Below are 15,750 nucleotides of genomic sequence, written 5' to 3'. Positions count from 1 at the left end.
GGAGGTGGCATGGCGGCACGCAAAACCGAACGACAGATGAACCTGACGATCGTGCTGCTGGAGGCACGCGGATTTCTGACCAAGCACCAGATCCGGGAACGGGTCGAGGGCTATGCCGGGTTGAGCGACGGTGCCTTCGAACGCACCTTCGAACGCGACAAGGACGACGTGCGGCGCTACGGGATGGAGATCAGCACCGGCCAGAACGCCGAATGGGCCGGCGACGAGATCGGCTACCGCATTCTGCGCTCGGAATTCGAACTGCCCCCGGTGGCGCTGACCGCGGAGGAAGCCGCCGTCGTGGCCCTGGCCTCCCGGGCCTGGGACCAGAACACCCTGGCCGGTTCCACCGCCACCGCGGTGCGCAAACTGTCGTTGGACGCCGAAACGGGTTCGGCCGAGCTGCACCTGGATCCGATGGTCACCGTGCCGGAGGACGTCTTCAACCCGTTCGTCGACGCGCTGAACAACCGCACCCAGGTGCGTTTCGACTACCGAAACTCCAGGGGCGAGGTGGCCGAGCGCACCCTGGAACCCTGGGGCCTGAACCAGGTCAAGGGCTCCTGGTACATCATCGGCCGTGATCTGGATCGCGATGAGCGCCGCACCTTCAAACTCGACCGGGTGCTGGGCACCCCGAAGATCAAACGTCCGGTACGGCGCTTCACCCTGCCCGACGACCTCGACCTGACCGCGATCTGGGCCGAGTTGGCCCGACAACCGACCCGTACCGCCGTGGTGGCGCTGCGACCCGACACCGAGGCGAGCCTGCACCGTCGCGGCCGGCCCACCGACCATCCGCGTCCCGAGGGGGTGCCACCGGACTGGACACTGGTGGAGGTGCCCTACTCCTACGAACCCGGCCTGATCGGGGAACTGGCCGCGGCCGCCGGCAATGTGGTGGTGCTCGATCCCGCCGACCTGCGCGAGCGGGTACTGGAACGACTCGCGGGGGTGGCCCGATGAGCAGCCTGCAGCAAGTACCCCGCCTGTTGGCCCTGGTGCCCTATCTGTTGCGCCATCCCGGGGCGCGGGTGAGCGATGTGGCTCGCGAGTTCGGAATCACCCGACAACAACTGCTGCGCGACCTGCAGGTGCTGTGGTTCTGTGGGGTCTCGAACATGCCCGACGACCTGATCGACATCAACATGGACCAGGTGGAGCACGAGGGCGTGATCCACATCAGCAATGCCGATTTCCTGAGCACCCCGCTGGTGTTGTCACCCACCGAGGCGCTGACCCTGGTGGTCGGATTGCAATCGCTGCGGCCGGTGGCCGGCCCCGATGAGGTGGCGGTGATCGATGGGGCGCTGAACAAGGTGCGGGCGGCGCTGGGCCCGCGCAGCGAGTTGGCCGACCAGGTGGTGATCGATGTGCGATCGGCCGCCGATCGGGTCCGGGCGAACCTGGACGATGCGCTGGCCGAGCGGTGGCGGGTGAATATGCACTACCAGCCCGACCATCTGATCGAGCCACAACGGCGGATGGTCGATCCGCATTCGATCGCGGTGCGCAACGGATTCGCCTACCTGGAGGCCTTCGACATCGATCGACAGGACTGGCGGTCGTTCCGACTCGACCGGATCGTCGATGCGGTGTCCACCTCGATCCGGGCCGAGGATCACGGCAGCCCACCGAGCGGCGACTGGCTGTCGCGCGCCGAGGACGCCGAACAGGTGGAATTGTGGTTGGCCGTTGACGCCCTGTGGGCCACCGAGCACTACCCGGTGGAGGCGGTGCGACCGGCCACCGCCGAGGAATCCGCCCGGGTGGGCAGGGAGCATCGGGGCAACGAGCAGATCGTCACGATGTTGATCACCGACCCCGAATGGTTGGTCCGGTTGCTGCTGCGGCTGGGGCCCGCGGCCCGGGTTCTGGACGCCCGGGGCTGGGAGGATCGGATCGCCGAGGCCGGGGAGCGGGCCCGTCTGGCGATGGCGATGCACCACGAGGTCACGGACCGATCGGGTAGGGTCGAACCGTGATGTGGGTGCTGATCTTCGCAGGTATTGCCGTGGCCGGGCTGATCATGACGATCAGCTACGCCATCTGGCTGTACCACAAGGCATCGGACCTGTGGTCGGAAATCGAGATGCTCGGCACTCGGGCGGACGAGTTGGGTGCCCTGTTGGAACAACTGGCACCCATGCCGGAGATCGGTGACACCGAATCCTCGGCGGGGGAGAAGGTAGGTACGTAATGGTCCCCATGTTCATCGGCACCACCGAGTTGCTGATCCTGTTGGCCCTGGCGCTGTTGATTTTCGGTGGCGCGAAGCTGGCCGGTCTCGGACGCGGTGCCGGACGGGCGATCCGGGAGTTCAAGGAAGAAACCAAGGGGATCGGTTCCGATCCCTCGACCGACACCGATCCCACAACCGAGCCCAAGACCGAGATCGAGCCCGACCGTCCGGCCGATGGGGCCGGCGATGACGTCGGGCGCAACCGCGACGGTTAAGCATCGTGGCCCGGATGCGAACGGCGGGTCGGCGCTCGCCCGAGGGCACCATGTCGCTGGCCGACCATTTCCGCGAGCTGCGGTTGCGGCTGATGTTGTCGCTGATCGGCATCGGCGTGATGACCGTGGTGGCCGCGATCTTCTACCAGCCGCTGTACCGGCTGTTGCTGCGTCCGGTGAACCAGGCGATGCAGAACCTGGCCGCCAGCCATCCCGAACTCGACGCCTCGCTGGTGAACATCGGCATCCCGGCGCCGATGATGTTGGCGATCAAGCTGTGTCTGGTGGCCGGACTGGTTGCCAGCTCGCCCTGGTGGATCTACCAGATCTGGGCCTTCATCGCCCCCGGCCTGCTGCGACACGAGAAAAAGTGGACCCTGGCCGTGGTCGGTATCTGCGCCCCGCTGTTCATCGGCGGGGTTTTCATCGGCTATTGGGTGATGCCGACCGCGATCACCTTCATGCTGTCGTTCATCCCCGACTCGGCCGGGGTGAACAGCATCGTCGACCTGCCCTTCTACCTCGACTTCCTGGTGCGGTTGATGCTGGTCTTCGGCATCGCGATGGTGATTCCGGTCTTCGTCGTGCTGCTGAACTTCGTCGGCATCATCCCGGCCGCCGCCCTGTCGAAGTGGCGCAGCCTGGTGGTCTTCGGATGCTTCGTCTTCGCCGCGGTGGCCACCCCCAGCGGTGACCCGCTGTCGATGTTGGCCTTGGCCCTGCCGATGGCGCTACTGTTCCTGATCGCCGAAATGATCGCCCATGTCCATGACCGACGCGCACGCAGTGAGGCCAGTGATGTCTGACGGACCCGTTCTCACCCTGGTGTGCAACCCCAACGCCGGGCTGGGTAAGGCCAACAAGCTCCTGCCCCGGGTGACCGCCGCGATCGAGAAGGCGATCCCCGACGCCACCGTGCGGGTGCATCGTGCGGTCAGCGTGCGCGAGGCCCGGCTGCTCACCATCGCCGCCGCCGCGGCCGCCCGTCCGGCCACCGAGAACCGACGCGCCGACGCGGTACTGGTGATGGGTGGCGACGGGATGATGCACCTCGGGGTGCAGGCCTGCGCCAATACCGGGGTGCCGATCGGCCTGATTCCGGCCGGCACCGGCAACGACATCTGCCGCGGCTTCGGCCTGCCGGTCAACGACGCCCTGGCCGCCCTGGACGTGATCGTGCGCGGCAACACCCGCAAGGTCGACCTGATCAAGGTGAGCGGCCACCTGGTCGACGGCACCCGCGAACGCTATGTCGCCTCGGTGGTCGCCTCCGGCTACGACGCCAAGGTGAACCGAAGGGCCAACCAAACCTCCTGGCCGCGCGGCTCGGCCCGCTATGCGGTGGCGGTCTTCCGGGAACTGCGGGTCTTCGAACCGCTGCGCTACCGGGTGACCATCGACGGAGAAACCGCCCACCTGCCCGCGATGGTGATCTCGGTGGCCAACTCCCGCTACTTCGGCGGCGGCATCATGATCGCCCCACGGGCCAACCCGGCCGACGGCTGGCTCGACATCACCCTGGTGCACCCGGTCAGCCGACTGACCCTGATCCGGCTCTTCGCGAAACTCTTCAGCGGCAAGTTCGTCTCCGACCCCGCCGTGGAACAGTTGCGCGCCCGCGAGATCGTGATCGACGGCGACGATCTGATCGCGATGGGCGACGGCGAAGAACTCGGCCCCGTCCCGGTCACCCTGACCAACACCCCCGACGCCCTGACGATTTTTGCCCCGAACTGATGGATGATCTGACACCTGCCGAAGCGATGGCGGCTGCCCGCCGGCGCAACCGCTACCCCGAACTGACCGATTTCGGGCACGGCTACTCGTTCGAGTTCGACGAGTACCAGGTCGAAGCCTGCCAGTACGTCGAGGACGGCTCCGGGGTGCTGGTGGCCGCCCCAACCGGTGCCGGCAAAACGATCGTGGGGGAGTTCGCGGTGCACCTGGCCCTGAGCCGGGGACGCAAGGCCTTCTACACCACCCCGATCAAGGCCCTGTCGAACCAGAAGTACCACGACCTGGTCGAGCGTCACGGCGCCGAACACGTCGGCCTGCTCACCGGCGACACCTCGATCAACTCCGAGGCCTCGGTGGTGGTGATGACCACCGAGGTGCTGCGCAATATGATCTACGCCTCCTCACCGACCCTGAACAACCTGGGCTTCGTGGTGATGGACGAGGTGCACTACCTCGCCGACCGGTTCCGCGGCGCGGTCTGGGAGGAAGTGATCATCGGACTGCCCGAGTCGGTGCAGATGATCTGCCTGTCGGCCACGGTCAGCAATGCCGAGGAGTTCGGGGAATGGCTCGGCGAGGTACGCGGCGATATGCAGATCGTGGTTTCGGAGAAGCGGCCCGTCCCGCTGTACCAGCACGTGATGGTGGGCCGCAAACTGTACGACCTGTTCGCCGAGATCGCCCCGACCGCGGTGGTGGACGACGATGCCTCGGCCCCCACCCGCTGGTCGGTGAACCCGCAACTGGTCAACGTCGCCAAAACCGAATCCCGCACCGTCCGCGACGATTCCCGCCGGCCCAGGGGCCGCAAAGGTCGGGGCAAGAAATCCGGCTATGGGTCGGGCGCCTACGGGGGAGCCGCCCACGGCCGGCACCAGGACCGCAGCCAACAGCGCCGCCGCACCGTGCCGACCCGTCCGGAAATGGTCGAGGCCCTGGACCGGGCCAACCTGCTGCCGGCCATCGTGTTCATCTTCTCCCGCGCCGGCTGTGACGCCGCGGTACGGCAGTTGCAGACCGCCCGGGTGCGGTTGACCACCGCCGAGGAAGAACTGGCGATCCTGCAGATCGTCGACAAGCACATCACCGGGCTGTCGGAGGCCGACCTGCGCGCCCTGCGCTGGGACGACTTCCTGGACGCCCTGCTGCGTGGGGTCGCCTCGCACCACGCCGGGCTGCTGCCCGCCTTCAAGGAATTGGTCGAGGAATGCTTCGTCTCCGGCCTGATCAAGGTGGTCTTCGCCACCGAAACCCTCGCCCTGGGCATCAACATGCCGGCCCGCAGCGTGGTGTTGGAGAAGCTGGTCAAGTTCAACGGCGAAACCCACGCCGACATCACCCCCGGTGAATACACCCAACTCACCGGACGCGCCGGTCGGCGCGGGATCGACGTCGAGGGGCACGCGGTGGTGCTGTGGCAGCCGGGCCTCGACCCGCGGGCGGTGGCCGGACTGGCTTCCCGGCGTACCTACCCGCTGCGCTCGTCCTTCGCACCGACCTACAACATGGCGGTCAACATGGTCGGCCGGGTGGGCCGCGACCAGGCCCGCACCCTGTTGGAACAGTCCTTCGCCCAGTTCCAGACCGACGGTTCGGTGGTCGGCCTGGCCCGGCAGGTGGCCCGCAATCAGCAGGCGATCGGCGATCATCTGGCCGCCCTGGAATGCGACCGTGGCGACTTCATGAGCTACGCCCGGTTGCGCGAAGCGATCTCCGAGGCCGAGACCGAGGCGGCCCGGGCCCGCCGCAGTGACTCCCGCGCGGTGGCCCTGGACACCCTCGCCGGCCTGCAGGTCGGCGACATCATCGGGGTGCCGTCGGGCAAACACGCCGGCTGGGCGCTGGTGGTCGACACCTCCGCCGACAACCGCGAGGGCCCCCGACCCCAGGTGCTCACCGCCGCCCATCACATCCGCCGGCTGTCCCCGGCCGACTTCCCGACCGCGCCGGTGATCCTGGGCCGGATGAAGGTGCCGAAGCGGTTCAACCCCCGCGAGCGCACCAGTCGCCGGGCGATGGCCGCGGCCTTCGACGCCAAGCTCAAGGATCTGGACACCGCCAAGCCGATTCGTCGTCGGGCCGGTGAGATGGACGAGGAGACCCGGCAGCGGATTGCCGAACTGCGCGCCGAACTGGCCAGCCACCCGTGCCACACCTGCCCCGACCGGGAGGCCCATGCCCGCCGGGCCGAGAAGGTGCTGCGCCTGGAGTCGGAGAACGCCGCCATCGAACAGAAGGTGAAACGGCGCACCAGCACGATCGCGGCTCAGTTCGATCGGATCTGCCTGGTGCTGCAATCGCTCGGCTACCTGGCCGAGGGCGAGACCGAGCAGGAACTCGTGGTCACCGATGCCGGCCGGCTGCTGTCGCGGATCTATGCCGAACTCGACCTGGTCGCCGCCGAGGCGATCCGGGACGGGATCTTCGACGGCCTGAGCCACCCGCAACTGGCTGCGGTGTTGTCGACGCTGATCTTCGAATCCCGCCGCGACGACGGTGACCGCTATGCCCGCATGCCCGACCGGGAAACCAACCGGGTGGTCGACGATCTGCGCCGGATCCGGCACCGGATCGACCTGCTGGAACGTGATGCCCGGATCGAACGCGGCCGAGATCTCGACATCGGCTTCGCCGCCACGGTGTTCGCCTGGGCCGCCGGTGAATCCCTGGCCCAGGTGCTGGTGGAATCGAAGATGACCGCCGGCGACTTCGTCCGGTGGGTGCGGCAGGTGATCGACTTCGCCGACCAGGTCGCCGATGCCGCCGGCCCCGGCGACCTGCGCCGCACCGCCCGCGAAGCGGTACATGCGATGCGACGCGGCATCGTCGACCTGGAACAGGACCCCGGCGCCTGAATACACAGCTCGGCCACGGTCGAGCGCCCAAATCCACAGCTCGGCCATGACCGAGCGACCGAGAACACAGCGCGGCTAAGGTCGAGCCGCACGAGAATGTCTCCCAAGCGAGGACGAGTTTGTCGCAGCTTCGACGCGCCCGGTGGGCGGTGGCCGCCACCTTCTTCACCAATGGTTTCGCGATCGCGAACCTGGTGCCGCGCTACCCCGAGATCAAGGCCGCCCTGGAACTGACCAACACCGGCTTCGGTACCGCGATCGCTTTTCTGCCGATCGGGTCGATCGTCGCCGGACTGGCCGCGGGGCATCTGGTGGCCCGCTTCACCTCCGCCCGGGTGGCCACCATCGGGATGGTGCTGCTCAGTGCCGCCGTGTTGGGTGCCGGGATCGCCGGCCACGGCGTGTTGTTGGCCGCGATGTTGTTTCTGGTCGGGGCCTGCGATGCGATCGCCGATGTCGCCCAGAACGCCCACGGGCTGCGGGTGGAACGGGCGATGGGCCGGGCGATCCTGAACTCCCTGCACGCTTCCTGGAGTGCCGGGGCGGTGACCGGTGGGCTGTTCGGTGCGGCCGCGGCCGGGTTCGCGATTCCGCTGCCGGTGCATCTGGTGGCGGCGACCGTGCTCGTCGCGGTGGCGATGTTCTGGGCGCTGCGGTTCATGCTCGCCGGGGCCGACACCAAGCCCGAGGAGGCCGGTGCCGGCGGACGCGAGCGGCCGGGTAGGGGCGGCACGATGCGGTTGGTGGTGGCCCTCGGGCTGGTGGCCGGTGCCTCGCTGTTGATCGAGGACGTCTCGGCGGCCTGGAGCACGATCTGGCTGGCCGACTGGCTCGGTGCGGCTCCGGGTCTGGCCGGGATGGGCTTCGTGGCCGGGGCCGGGATGCAGTTCGTCGGCCGCTTGGTGGCCGACCGGGCGGTGGACCGTTTCGGTGACCGCGCCGTGGCCCGGGCCGGGGGCGCGCTGGTGCTGGCCGGCGGTGTGTTGGTGCTGGGGGTGGCCACGGTTCCGGCGAGCATCATCGGGTTCGGGCTGGCCGGCTTCGGAGTTGCCTCCCTGGTGCCGGCGGCCTACCGGGAGGCCGACCTGATCCCCGGACTGCCTCCCGGTCGGGGCCTGACCATGGTCAGTTGGTTGCTGCGTTTCGCCTCGATGGTTGCCCCACCGGTGATCGGGATGGTCGCCGACCTGTGGAGCCTGCGGGCCGGTCTGCTGGTGATCGTGCTGGCCGGGGTGCTGGCGGTGCTGTTCTCCCGGGCGTTGCCCGGCCGCGCCGGCGCTGCCGGACCAACGGGCACCGCCGGGTGATCGTGGCCCGTCCGATGCCCGGTGCCGACTACAGTGATGCCCATGACTCTTGCTGTCCGGGTGATTCCCTGCCTCGACGTCCACGACGGACGCGTGGTCAAGGGAGTCAACTTCACCAACCTGCGCGACGCCGGTGATCCGGTCGAACTGGCTGCGGCCTACGGTGCCGCGGGGGCCGACGAACTCACCTTCCTGGACATCTCGGCCTCCAAGGACGGCCGGGCCACGACCCGCGACATGGTCAGCCGCACCGCCGAGACGGTCTTCATTCCGTTGACCGTGGGCGGGGGAGTGAGCAGCGTCGAGGACGTGGACGCGCTGTTGCGCTGCGGCGCCGACAAGGTCGGGGTGAACACCGCGGCGCTGCGCCGTCCGGAACTGATCAGCGAGATCACCCAACGCTTCGGCAGCCAGGTACTGGTGCTGTCGGTGGACGCCCGCCGCGAGGAATCGATGCCCTCGGGGTATGGCGTCACCACCCACGGTGGCACCACCTCGGCCGGGGTGGACGCGGTCGAATGGGCCCGCCGGGCGGCCGAACTCGGGGTCGGGGAGATTCTGTTGAACTCGATGGACGCCGACGGCACCACCAACGGTTTCGACCTGGAGATGCTCCGTGACGTCCGGGCCGCGGTCAATGTGCCGCTGATCGCCTCCGGTGGGGCCGGTACCGTCCAGCACTTCGTCGAGGCCGTCGAAGCCGGTGCCGACGCGGTACTGGCCGCCAGCGTGTTCCACTACGGCACCCTGAGCATCGAGCAGGTCAAGGACGGGTTGCGGGCCGCCGGCCACCCGGTTCGCTCCGCATGAGTGACCAGATGACCGAGGAGTCCGGCCCGAGCCCCGGCTCGAACGCACAGTCCGGTACCCGCAGCCTGCCGGTGCGCCTGGGCCTGTGGACCCTCGAAGTACTGCCGGCCACGATCCTGGCCTGCCTGTTGCTGCCCTGGATCATCTCCGGCGGCACCACCGACCCGTGGAACCCGGCCACCACCGACCTGGAGGTCTACCGGCTGGCCGCCCAAGACCTGTTGGCCGGCAAGGACTTCTACGCCACCCGCACCCCCTTCTGGGGCCTGTACTACATCTACCCACCGATCGCCCTGCTGCTGATGCTCCCGGTGGCCTTCGGGCCGTATGCGATGTGGCAGGTGCTGTGGACCTTCGGGCTGGTCGTCGCCCAACAATCGGTGCTGCGCCGGGTCGGCGTGCCACGCGGTTGGCGGCTGGCCCTGGTCGGGCTGCTGATCGTGGTGGCGGTCGAACCGATCCGCACCACCCTGGGCTACGGCCAGGTGAACACCTTCCTGATGGCCTTCGTGGTGTTCGCGCTGCTGCCCGACCCACCCGGCTCGGTACCGCGCTGGCTGCGGCCTCGCGGCCTGCTGATCGGCCTGGCCACCGCGATCAAACTGACCCCCGCCTATCTGGCGGTGCTGGCCTTCTTCAGCCGCCGGATGGCCGTGGCCTGGTGGGCCTTCGCCGGATTCCTGTTCTGCACCGGCATCGGCTTCGCCCTGCAACCCGGCCAGAGCATGCGCTTTTGGCGCAACGACCTGCCGGCCGAAACCTCCGGGGCGATGTACGTCGGCAACCAGGCGATCAGCGGCATGGTCACCCGCTGGTTGCCGATGTCGGTCTGGACCATCACCGGCGTGATCATCGCCGGGATCGTGGCGGTCGCCGGCCTCTACGCCGCCCGGCACTGGTGGCTGCGCGGCCAGGCCGGGTTCGCGATCGGCCTGGCCGGTCTGGTCACCTGCCTGGTCAGCCCACTGTCGTGGACCCACCATTACGTCTGGGTGCTGCCCTTCGGTGCCGCCCTGGCCCTCGGCAGTGCGCTGCCGCTGTGGATCCGGGCCGCCGGCGGTGCCTGGGCACTGTGGATCGCGGTGCAGGCCCCACTGGCGGTGCTGCCCTACCGCCACAACGCCGCCGGTACCTACACCTTCGCCCAAGACCTGGTCGCGAACCTCGGGCCGCTGCTCGGCACCCTGTTCGTGCTGGCCCTGGCCGGGTTCGCTGTCCGCGAGCGACGCCGCGTCCCGGCAACCCGGGCCCGGGGGTTAGATTTGCCCCATGGCCGAGCAGAATCCTGATATCAAGCCCCGCTCCCGCGCCGTCACCGACGGCCTCGAAGCCAGTGCCGCGCGCGGCATGCTGCGGGCGGTCGGGATGGGCGACGACGACTTCGCCAAACCGCAGATCGGCGTAGCGTCCAGTTGGAACGAGATCACGCCCTGCAACCTGAGCCTGGACCGGCTTGCCAAGGCCGCGAAGAACGGCGTCCACGCCGGTGGTGGCTACCCGCTGGAGTTCGGCACCATCTCGGTCTCCGACGGCATCTCGATGGGCCACGAGGGCATGCACTACTCGCTGGTGTCGCGCGAGGTGATCGCCGACTCGGTCGAGGTCGTGATGAGCGCCGAACGTCTGGACGGTGCGGTGCTGCTGGCCGGCTGTGACAAGTCGCTGCCCGGCATGCTGATGGCCGCCGCCCGACTCGATCTGGCCTCGGTCTTCCTCTACGCCGGCTCGACCATGCCCGGCTCGGTCGACGGCCGCAATGTCACCATCATCGACGCCTTCGAAGCGGTCGGCGCCTGCGCCCGCGGCCTGATGTCGGAGGCCGAGGTGAAGGAGATCGAGCGCAATATCTGCCCCGGTGAGGGCGCCTGCGGTGGCATGTACACCGCCAACACGATGGCCTCGATCGCCGAAGCTCTCGGCCTGTCCCTGCCCGGCTCGGCCGCCCCGCCCGCGGTCGACAGCCGCCGCGACGGCTTCGCCCGACGCAGCGGTGAGGCCGTGGTGACCATGCTGAAGCAGGGCATCACCGCCCGGCAGATCCTCACCAAGACCGCCTTCGAGAACGCCATCGCCCTGCTGATGTCGCTCGGCGGCTCCACCAACGCGGTACTGCACCTGCTCGCGATCGCCCACGAGGCCGAGGTCGACCTGACCCTGGGCGACTTCGAGCGGATCGGCCGCAAGGTGCCGCACCTGGCCGATGTGAAGCCCTTCGGCCGCTACGTGATGACCGACGTCGACAAGGTCGGCGGTATCCCGGTGGTGATGCGCGCCCTGTTGGAGGCCGGCTTCATCGACCCCGACGCGATGACCGTCACCGGACGCACCATGGGCGAGAACCTGCAGGACCTCGCCCCGAAGGATCTCGACGGCGACGTCCTGCGCGCCCTCAGCGCACCGCTGCACCCCACCGGTGGGCTCACCATCCTGAGCGGCTCGCTCGCCCCCGACGGCGCGGTGGTCAAGTCGGCCGGTTTCGAGAAGGCCGTCTACGAGGGCACCGCCCGGGTCTTCGACGGCGAACGCGCCGCGATGGACGCCCTGGAGGACGGGACGATCACCTCGGGTGATGTCGTGGTGATCCGCTACGAGGGCCCCCGCGGTGGACCCGGGATGCGCGAGATGCTCGCGATCACCGGCGCGATCAAGGGCGCCGGACTGGGCAAGGACGTCATGCTGATCACCGACGGACGATTCTCCGGTGGCACCACCGGTCTGTGTGTCGGCCACATCGCCCCAGAGGCCACCGAGGGTGGCCCGATCGCCCTGGTGCGCGATGGGGACCCGATCACCCTGAACGTCTCCGAGGGCACCCTCGACCTGGGCGTGGACGAGGCCGAACTGGAACGTCGCCGTGCCGAATGGACCAAGCCGGCCCCGCCGGAACGGGCCACCCGAGGGGTGCTGAAGAAGTACGCCGCTCTGGTCGGCTCGGCCAGCAAGGGAGCGATTCTCGACGCATGATCTCGCGATCCGATACCCCGGGCGGTCCGGTTGACACGCCCGGGGTGGGGGAGAGAAGGTGAGCAGGTGTTCCGCAGCGTCGTAGTAATCACACAGCGTGTCGCCTGAGTCGAAAACTCACCGACACGCTCCCTCGCCTGCCGCCGGCAGCGGGGGTTTTTCGTTTCAGCGGCAAGCCGTGTAACACCGCCACACACAACAGGAGGAATGGCGATGAGCGACACCGACGCGTCGACGACCATGACGGGGGCCCAGGCCCTGGTCACGTCCTTGGAGAAGTTGGGCGTTGAGGTCGTATTCGGCATTCCCGGTGGCGCGGTCCTTCCGGCCTACGATCCGCTCTACGACTCCGAGGTGCGCCACATCCTGGTGCGCCACGAGCAGGGCGCCGGCCACGCCGCCGAAGGCTATGCGATGGCCACCGGCAAGGTCGGGGTGTGCATGGCCACCTCCGGCCCCGGCGCCACCAACCTGGTCACCCCGATCATGGACGCCTACATGGACTCCGTCCCGATCGTGGCGATCACCGGCCAGGTCGGCAGCTCCTCGATCGGTACCGACGCCTTCCAGGAAGCCGACATCTCCGGCATCACGATGCCGATCACCAAGCACAACTTCCTGATCAAGCGTGCCGAGGACATCCCCGGTGCGATCAAGGAGGCCTTCCACATCGCCGCCACGGGGCGTCCCGGCCCGGTGCTGGTCGACATCACCAAGGATGCGCTGCAGTCCAGCGTCCCCTTCGAATGGCCCAAGAAGCTGAACCTGCCCGGCTACAACCCGGTCACCCGTCCGCATCTGAAGCAGATCCGCGAAGCCGCCCGCCTGATCGGTGAGGCGATCCGTCCGGTGCTGTACGTCGGCGGTGGCGTGATCAAGGCCCGGGCCTGGGACAAACTGCGCGAGTTGGTCGACCTGACCGGCATCCCGGTGGTCACCACCTTGATGGCCCGCGGCGCGATCCCCGACTCCCACCCGCTGAACTACGGAATGCCGGGCATGCACGGCACCGTCGCCGCGGTCGGCGCCCTGCAGCGCTCCGACCTGCTGATCTCGCTCGGCGCCCGCTTCGACGACCGGGTCACCGGCCAGCTCGACAGCTTCGCCCCCGACGCCAAGATCGTCCACGCCGACATCGACCCGGCCGAGATCTCGAAGAACCGGCTCGCCGATGTGCCGATCGTCGGTGACCTGGCCGAAGTGCTCAACGAACTCACCGAGGTGCTGCGCGGTCAGGAGGTGAACCCGCCGACGGCCTGGATCACCTATCTGGACACCCTGCAGGAGCGGTACCCGACCGACCGGGGTGAACCGCTCAGCGAGGAGGGGCTGCTGTCGCCGTCCTATGTGATCCGCCGACTCGGTGAGGTCGCCGGACCCGACGCGATCTACGCCGCCGGTGTCGGCCAGCACCAGATGTGGGCCGCCCACCTGCTGCCCTTCGAGACCCCGGCCACCTGGCTGAACTCCGGTGGCGCCGGCACGATGGGCTACTGCGTTCCCGCGGCGATGGGTGCCAAGGTCGCCCAGCCCGACACCGTGGTCTGGGGCATCGATGGTGACGGCTGCTTCCAGATGACCAACCAGGAACTGGTCACCTGCGCCCTGGAGGGCATCCCGGTCAAGATCGCGGTGATCAACAACGAGTCCCTGGGCATGGTGCGTCAGTGGCAGACCCTGTTCTACGACCAGCGTTACTCCAACACCGATCTGCGCTCCACCTCGTGGCCCGATGTGCCGAAACTGGCTGAGGCGATGGGCTGTGTCGGCCTGCGCGCCACCACCCCCGAGGACGTCGACCGGGTGCTGGCCGAGGCGATGGCGATCAACGACCGGCCGGTCGTGGTCGAGTTCCGGGTGTCGAAGGACGCCATGGTGTTCCCGATGGTGCCGGCCGGCACCAGCAACGACGCGATCCAAGTCGCGCGTGACCTCGCACCGGACTGGACAGACGAGGAGACCCTGTGATGACGACCCTGCGAGCCACCTCCAACGAGCGCACCCTGAGCGTGCTGGTGAACGACAAGCCGGGCGTCCTGACCCGGGTAGCCGCACTGTTCTCGCGGCGAGGATTCAACATCAGGTCCCTGGCCGTCGGGCCCACCGAACACCGGGGCATCTCCCGGATCACCCTGGTCGCCGATGTCGACGACGGGGTGCTGGAGCAGTTGACCAAGCAGCTCAACAAGCTGCTCGACGTGCTCAAGATCGTCGAGTTGGAATCCCACGCCGTGCGCCGAGAACTGATCCTGGTCAAGGTGCGCGCCGATCAGAGCACCCGCGGACAGCTCACCGAGATCGTCGAACTGTTCCGGGCCAAGGCCGTCGATGTCACCCCCGACTCGATGACCATCGAGGCCACCGGCAGCGAATCCAAACTGGATGCGCTGCTGACCATGCTCGAACCGTATGGTGTTCGAGAACTCGTCCAGTCGGGCCTGGTCGCGCTGGGGCGCGGCTCGCGCTCGCTCACGGACCGCCCAGGACGCGAGCGCTCCCGCTCGAGCCGTTGAACCGCCACCACAACAACAAGGAGTTACCCGCCGTGGCAGCACAGATGTTTTACGACGACGACGCAGACCTGTCGATCATCCAGGGTCGCAATGTGGCCATCATCGGCTACGGCAGCCAGGGGCACGCCCATGCCCTGTCGCTGCGCGATTCCGGTGTCGACGTGCGCGTCGGCCTGCAAGAGGGCAGCTCCTCGCGAGCCAAGGCCGAGGCCGAGGGCCTGCGGGTCGTCACCCCGGCGGAGGCCTGTGAGGAAGCCGACCTGATCATGGTGCTGGTTCCCGACCAGCACCAGCGCAAGCTGTACAAGGAAGAGATCGAGCCGAACCTGGTGCCCGGCGATGCGCTGTTCTTCGCCCACGGCTTCAACATCCGCTTCGGCTACATCACCCCGCCCGAGGGCGTCGATGTGGCCATGGTCGCCCCGAAGGGCCCCGGCCACCTGGTGCGTCGTGAGTACGCCGAGGGCCGTGGCGTCCCGGTGCTGGTCGCGGTGGAGAAGGACGCCAGCGGCAACGCCTGGCCGTTGGCCCTGTCGTACGCCAAGGCGATCGGTGGCCTGCGCGCCGGTGGCATCAAGACCACCTTCCCCGAAGAGACCGAGACCGACCTGTTCGGTGAGCAGGCCGTGCTCTGCGGCGGCATGAGCGCCCTGGTGATGGCCGGCTTCGAAACCCTCACCGAGGCCGGATACCAGCCCGAGGTCGCCTACTTCGAGTGCCTGCACGAGCTGAAGCTGATCGTCGACCTGATGTACGAGGGCGGCATCGCCAAGCAGCGCTGGAGCGTCTCGGACACCGCCGAGTACGGCGACTACGTTTCCGGCCCCCGGGTGGTCAACGATGCGGTGAAGACCGAGATGAAGGCCATTCTGGACGACATCACCTCCGGTGCCTTCGCCAAGCGCTTCGTCGACGACCAGGACGCCGGCCGTCCGGAGTTCCTCGAGCTGCGCAAGCAGGGTGAACAGCACCCGATCGAGGAGACCGGCCGCCAGTTGCGCGGGCTGATGGCCTGGGTCAAGGGCCACGACGACGACTACGTCGAGGGCACCGCGGCTCGCTGAGCGCGCTGACCTGAGTCGAGGGCGGCATCTCCCGGGTGGAGGT

At 68.3% G+C, this 15,750-nt stretch carries 14 protein-coding genes; all 14 read left to right on the top strand.

Features of this window, described 5'->3' with window-relative positions:
- The first annotated feature begins 9 nt into the window (after positions 1 to 9).
- Entirely contained in the window at positions 10 to 966 is a 957-nt protein-coding gene (locus tag ACR4XW_RS11185; RefSeq protein ID WP_434760638.1) for a helix-turn-helix transcriptional regulator, read from the top strand.
- Positions 963 to 1,985 (top strand): helix-turn-helix transcriptional regulator, encoded by a 1,023-nt coding sequence (locus ACR4XW_RS11180; protein ID WP_434760637.1) that lies wholly within the window; start codon positions 963 to 965, stop codon positions 1,983 to 1,985. Before ACR4XW_RS11185 ends, ACR4XW_RS11180 begins: the two co-directional genes overlap by 4 nt.
- On the top strand, positions 1,982 to 2,200 hold the full coding sequence (locus ACR4XW_RS11175) for a hypothetical protein (RefSeq protein ID WP_434760636.1): 219 nt from the start codon (positions 1,982 to 1,984) through the stop codon (positions 2,198 to 2,200). The genes ACR4XW_RS11180 and ACR4XW_RS11175 overlap by 4 nt, the downstream gene beginning before the upstream one ends.
- Positions 2,200 to 2,457 (top strand): twin-arginine translocase TatA/TatE family subunit, encoded by a 258-nt coding sequence (locus tag ACR4XW_RS11170; protein WP_434760635.1) that lies wholly within the window; start codon positions 2,200 to 2,202, stop codon positions 2,455 to 2,457. Before ACR4XW_RS11175 ends, ACR4XW_RS11170 begins: the two co-directional genes overlap by 1 nt.
- A gap of 14 nt (positions 2,458 to 2,471) precedes the next feature.
- Complete coding sequence (gene tatC, locus ACR4XW_RS11165; RefSeq protein ID WP_434760634.1) at positions 2,472 to 3,263, top strand: twin-arginine translocase subunit TatC; 792 nt, start codon at positions 2,472 to 2,474, stop codon at positions 3,261 to 3,263.
- Positions 3,256 to 4,194: a diacylglycerol/lipid kinase family protein gene (locus tag ACR4XW_RS11160; protein WP_434760633.1), complete on the top strand. Its 939-nt coding sequence runs from the start codon at positions 3,256 to 3,258 to the stop codon at positions 4,192 to 4,194. Before tatC ends, ACR4XW_RS11160 begins: the two co-directional genes overlap by 8 nt.
- A 26-nt stretch (positions 4,195 to 4,220) precedes the next feature.
- Entirely contained in the window at positions 4,221 to 7,049 is a 2,829-nt protein-coding gene (locus ACR4XW_RS11155; RefSeq protein WP_434760844.1) for a DEAD/DEAH box helicase, read from the top strand.
- Between the two features lie 119 nt (positions 7,050 to 7,168).
- A complete protein-coding gene (locus ACR4XW_RS11150; protein ID WP_434760632.1) occupies positions 7,169 to 8,356 on the top strand; it encodes an MFS transporter in 1,188 nt (395 codons plus the stop codon).
- Between the two features lie 42 nt (positions 8,357 to 8,398).
- On the top strand, positions 8,399 to 9,166 hold the full coding sequence (gene hisF / locus ACR4XW_RS11145) for an imidazole glycerol phosphate synthase subunit HisF (RefSeq protein WP_434760631.1): 768 nt from the start codon (positions 8,399 to 8,401) through the stop codon (positions 9,164 to 9,166).
- The gene (locus tag ACR4XW_RS11140; protein ID WP_434760630.1) at positions 9,163 to 10,455 is read left to right on the top strand and encodes a glycosyltransferase 87 family protein; all 1,293 of its coding nucleotides are present in this window, start codon (positions 9,163 to 9,165) and stop codon (positions 10,453 to 10,455) included. The genes hisF and ACR4XW_RS11140 overlap by 4 nt, the downstream gene beginning before the upstream one ends.
- Positions 10,436 to 12,130: a dihydroxy-acid dehydratase gene (gene ilvD, locus ACR4XW_RS11135; RefSeq protein WP_434760629.1), complete on the top strand. Its 1,695-nt coding sequence runs from the start codon at positions 10,436 to 10,438 to the stop codon at positions 12,128 to 12,130. The genes ACR4XW_RS11140 and ilvD overlap by 20 nt, the downstream gene beginning before the upstream one ends.
- A 213-nt stretch (positions 12,131 to 12,343) precedes the next feature.
- Positions 12,344 to 14,098: an acetolactate synthase large subunit gene (locus ACR4XW_RS11130; RefSeq protein ID WP_434760628.1), complete on the top strand. Its 1,755-nt coding sequence runs from the start codon at positions 12,344 to 12,346 to the stop codon at positions 14,096 to 14,098.
- Positions 14,098 to 14,643 carry an acetolactate synthase small subunit gene (ilvN, locus tag ACR4XW_RS11125; RefSeq protein WP_434760627.1) on the top strand — a complete coding sequence of 182 codons (546 nt, stop codon included), beginning with the start codon at positions 14,098 to 14,100 and terminating at the stop codon, positions 14,641 to 14,643. Before ACR4XW_RS11130 ends, ilvN begins: the two co-directional genes overlap by 1 nt.
- A gap of 44 nt (positions 14,644 to 14,687) precedes the next feature.
- Entirely contained in the window at positions 14,688 to 15,707 is a 1,020-nt protein-coding gene (gene ilvC, locus ACR4XW_RS11120) for a ketol-acid reductoisomerase (RefSeq protein WP_434760843.1), read from the top strand.
- The last annotated feature ends 43 nt before the right edge of the window (positions 15,708 to 15,750 follow it).

It is taken from the genome of Pseudenemella bisphenolivorans (assembly GCF_051133435.1).
GTDB lineage: Bacteria > Actinomycetota > Actinomycetes > Propionibacteriales > Propionibacteriaceae > JAAYAO01.
This window is presented reverse-complemented; position numbering and strand designations above follow the sequence as displayed.

Excerpts from the sequence above, each read along its gene's own strand:
- ACR4XW_RS11185 (WP_434760638.1), top strand. The coding sequence starts at position 10 with ATGGCGGCACGCAAAACCGAACGACAGATGAACCTGACGATCGTGCTG.
- ACR4XW_RS11180 (WP_434760637.1), top strand. The coding sequence starts at position 963 with ATGAGCAGCCTGCAGCAAGTACCCCGCCTGTTGGCCCTGGTGCCCTAT.
- ACR4XW_RS11170 (WP_434760635.1), top strand. The coding sequence starts at position 2,200 with ATGGTCCCCATGTTCATCGGCACCACCGAGTTGCTGATCCTGTTGGCC.
- tatC (WP_434760634.1), top strand. The coding sequence starts at position 2,472 with ATGCGAACGGCGGGTCGGCGCTCGCCCGAGGGCACCATGTCGCTGGCC.
- ACR4XW_RS11160 (WP_434760633.1), top strand. The coding sequence starts at position 3,256 with ATGTCTGACGGACCCGTTCTCACCCTGGTGTGCAACCCCAACGCCGGG.
- ACR4XW_RS11155 (WP_434760844.1), top strand. The coding sequence starts at position 4,221 with ATGGCGGCTGCCCGCCGGCGCAACCGCTACCCCGAACTGACCGATTTC.
- hisF (WP_434760631.1), top strand. The coding sequence starts at position 8,399 with ATGACTCTTGCTGTCCGGGTGATTCCCTGCCTCGACGTCCACGACGGA.
- ACR4XW_RS11140 (WP_434760630.1), top strand. The coding sequence starts at position 9,163 with ATGAGTGACCAGATGACCGAGGAGTCCGGCCCGAGCCCCGGCTCGAAC.
- ilvD (WP_434760629.1), top strand. The coding sequence starts at position 10,436 with ATGGCCGAGCAGAATCCTGATATCAAGCCCCGCTCCCGCGCCGTCACC.
- ACR4XW_RS11130 (WP_434760628.1), top strand. The coding sequence starts at position 12,344 with ATGAGCGACACCGACGCGTCGACGACCATGACGGGGGCCCAGGCCCTG.
- ilvN (WP_434760627.1), top strand. The coding sequence starts at position 14,098 with ATGACGACCCTGCGAGCCACCTCCAACGAGCGCACCCTGAGCGTGCTG.
- ilvC (WP_434760843.1), top strand. The coding sequence starts at position 14,688 with ATGTTTTACGACGACGACGCAGACCTGTCGATCATCCAGGGTCGCAAT.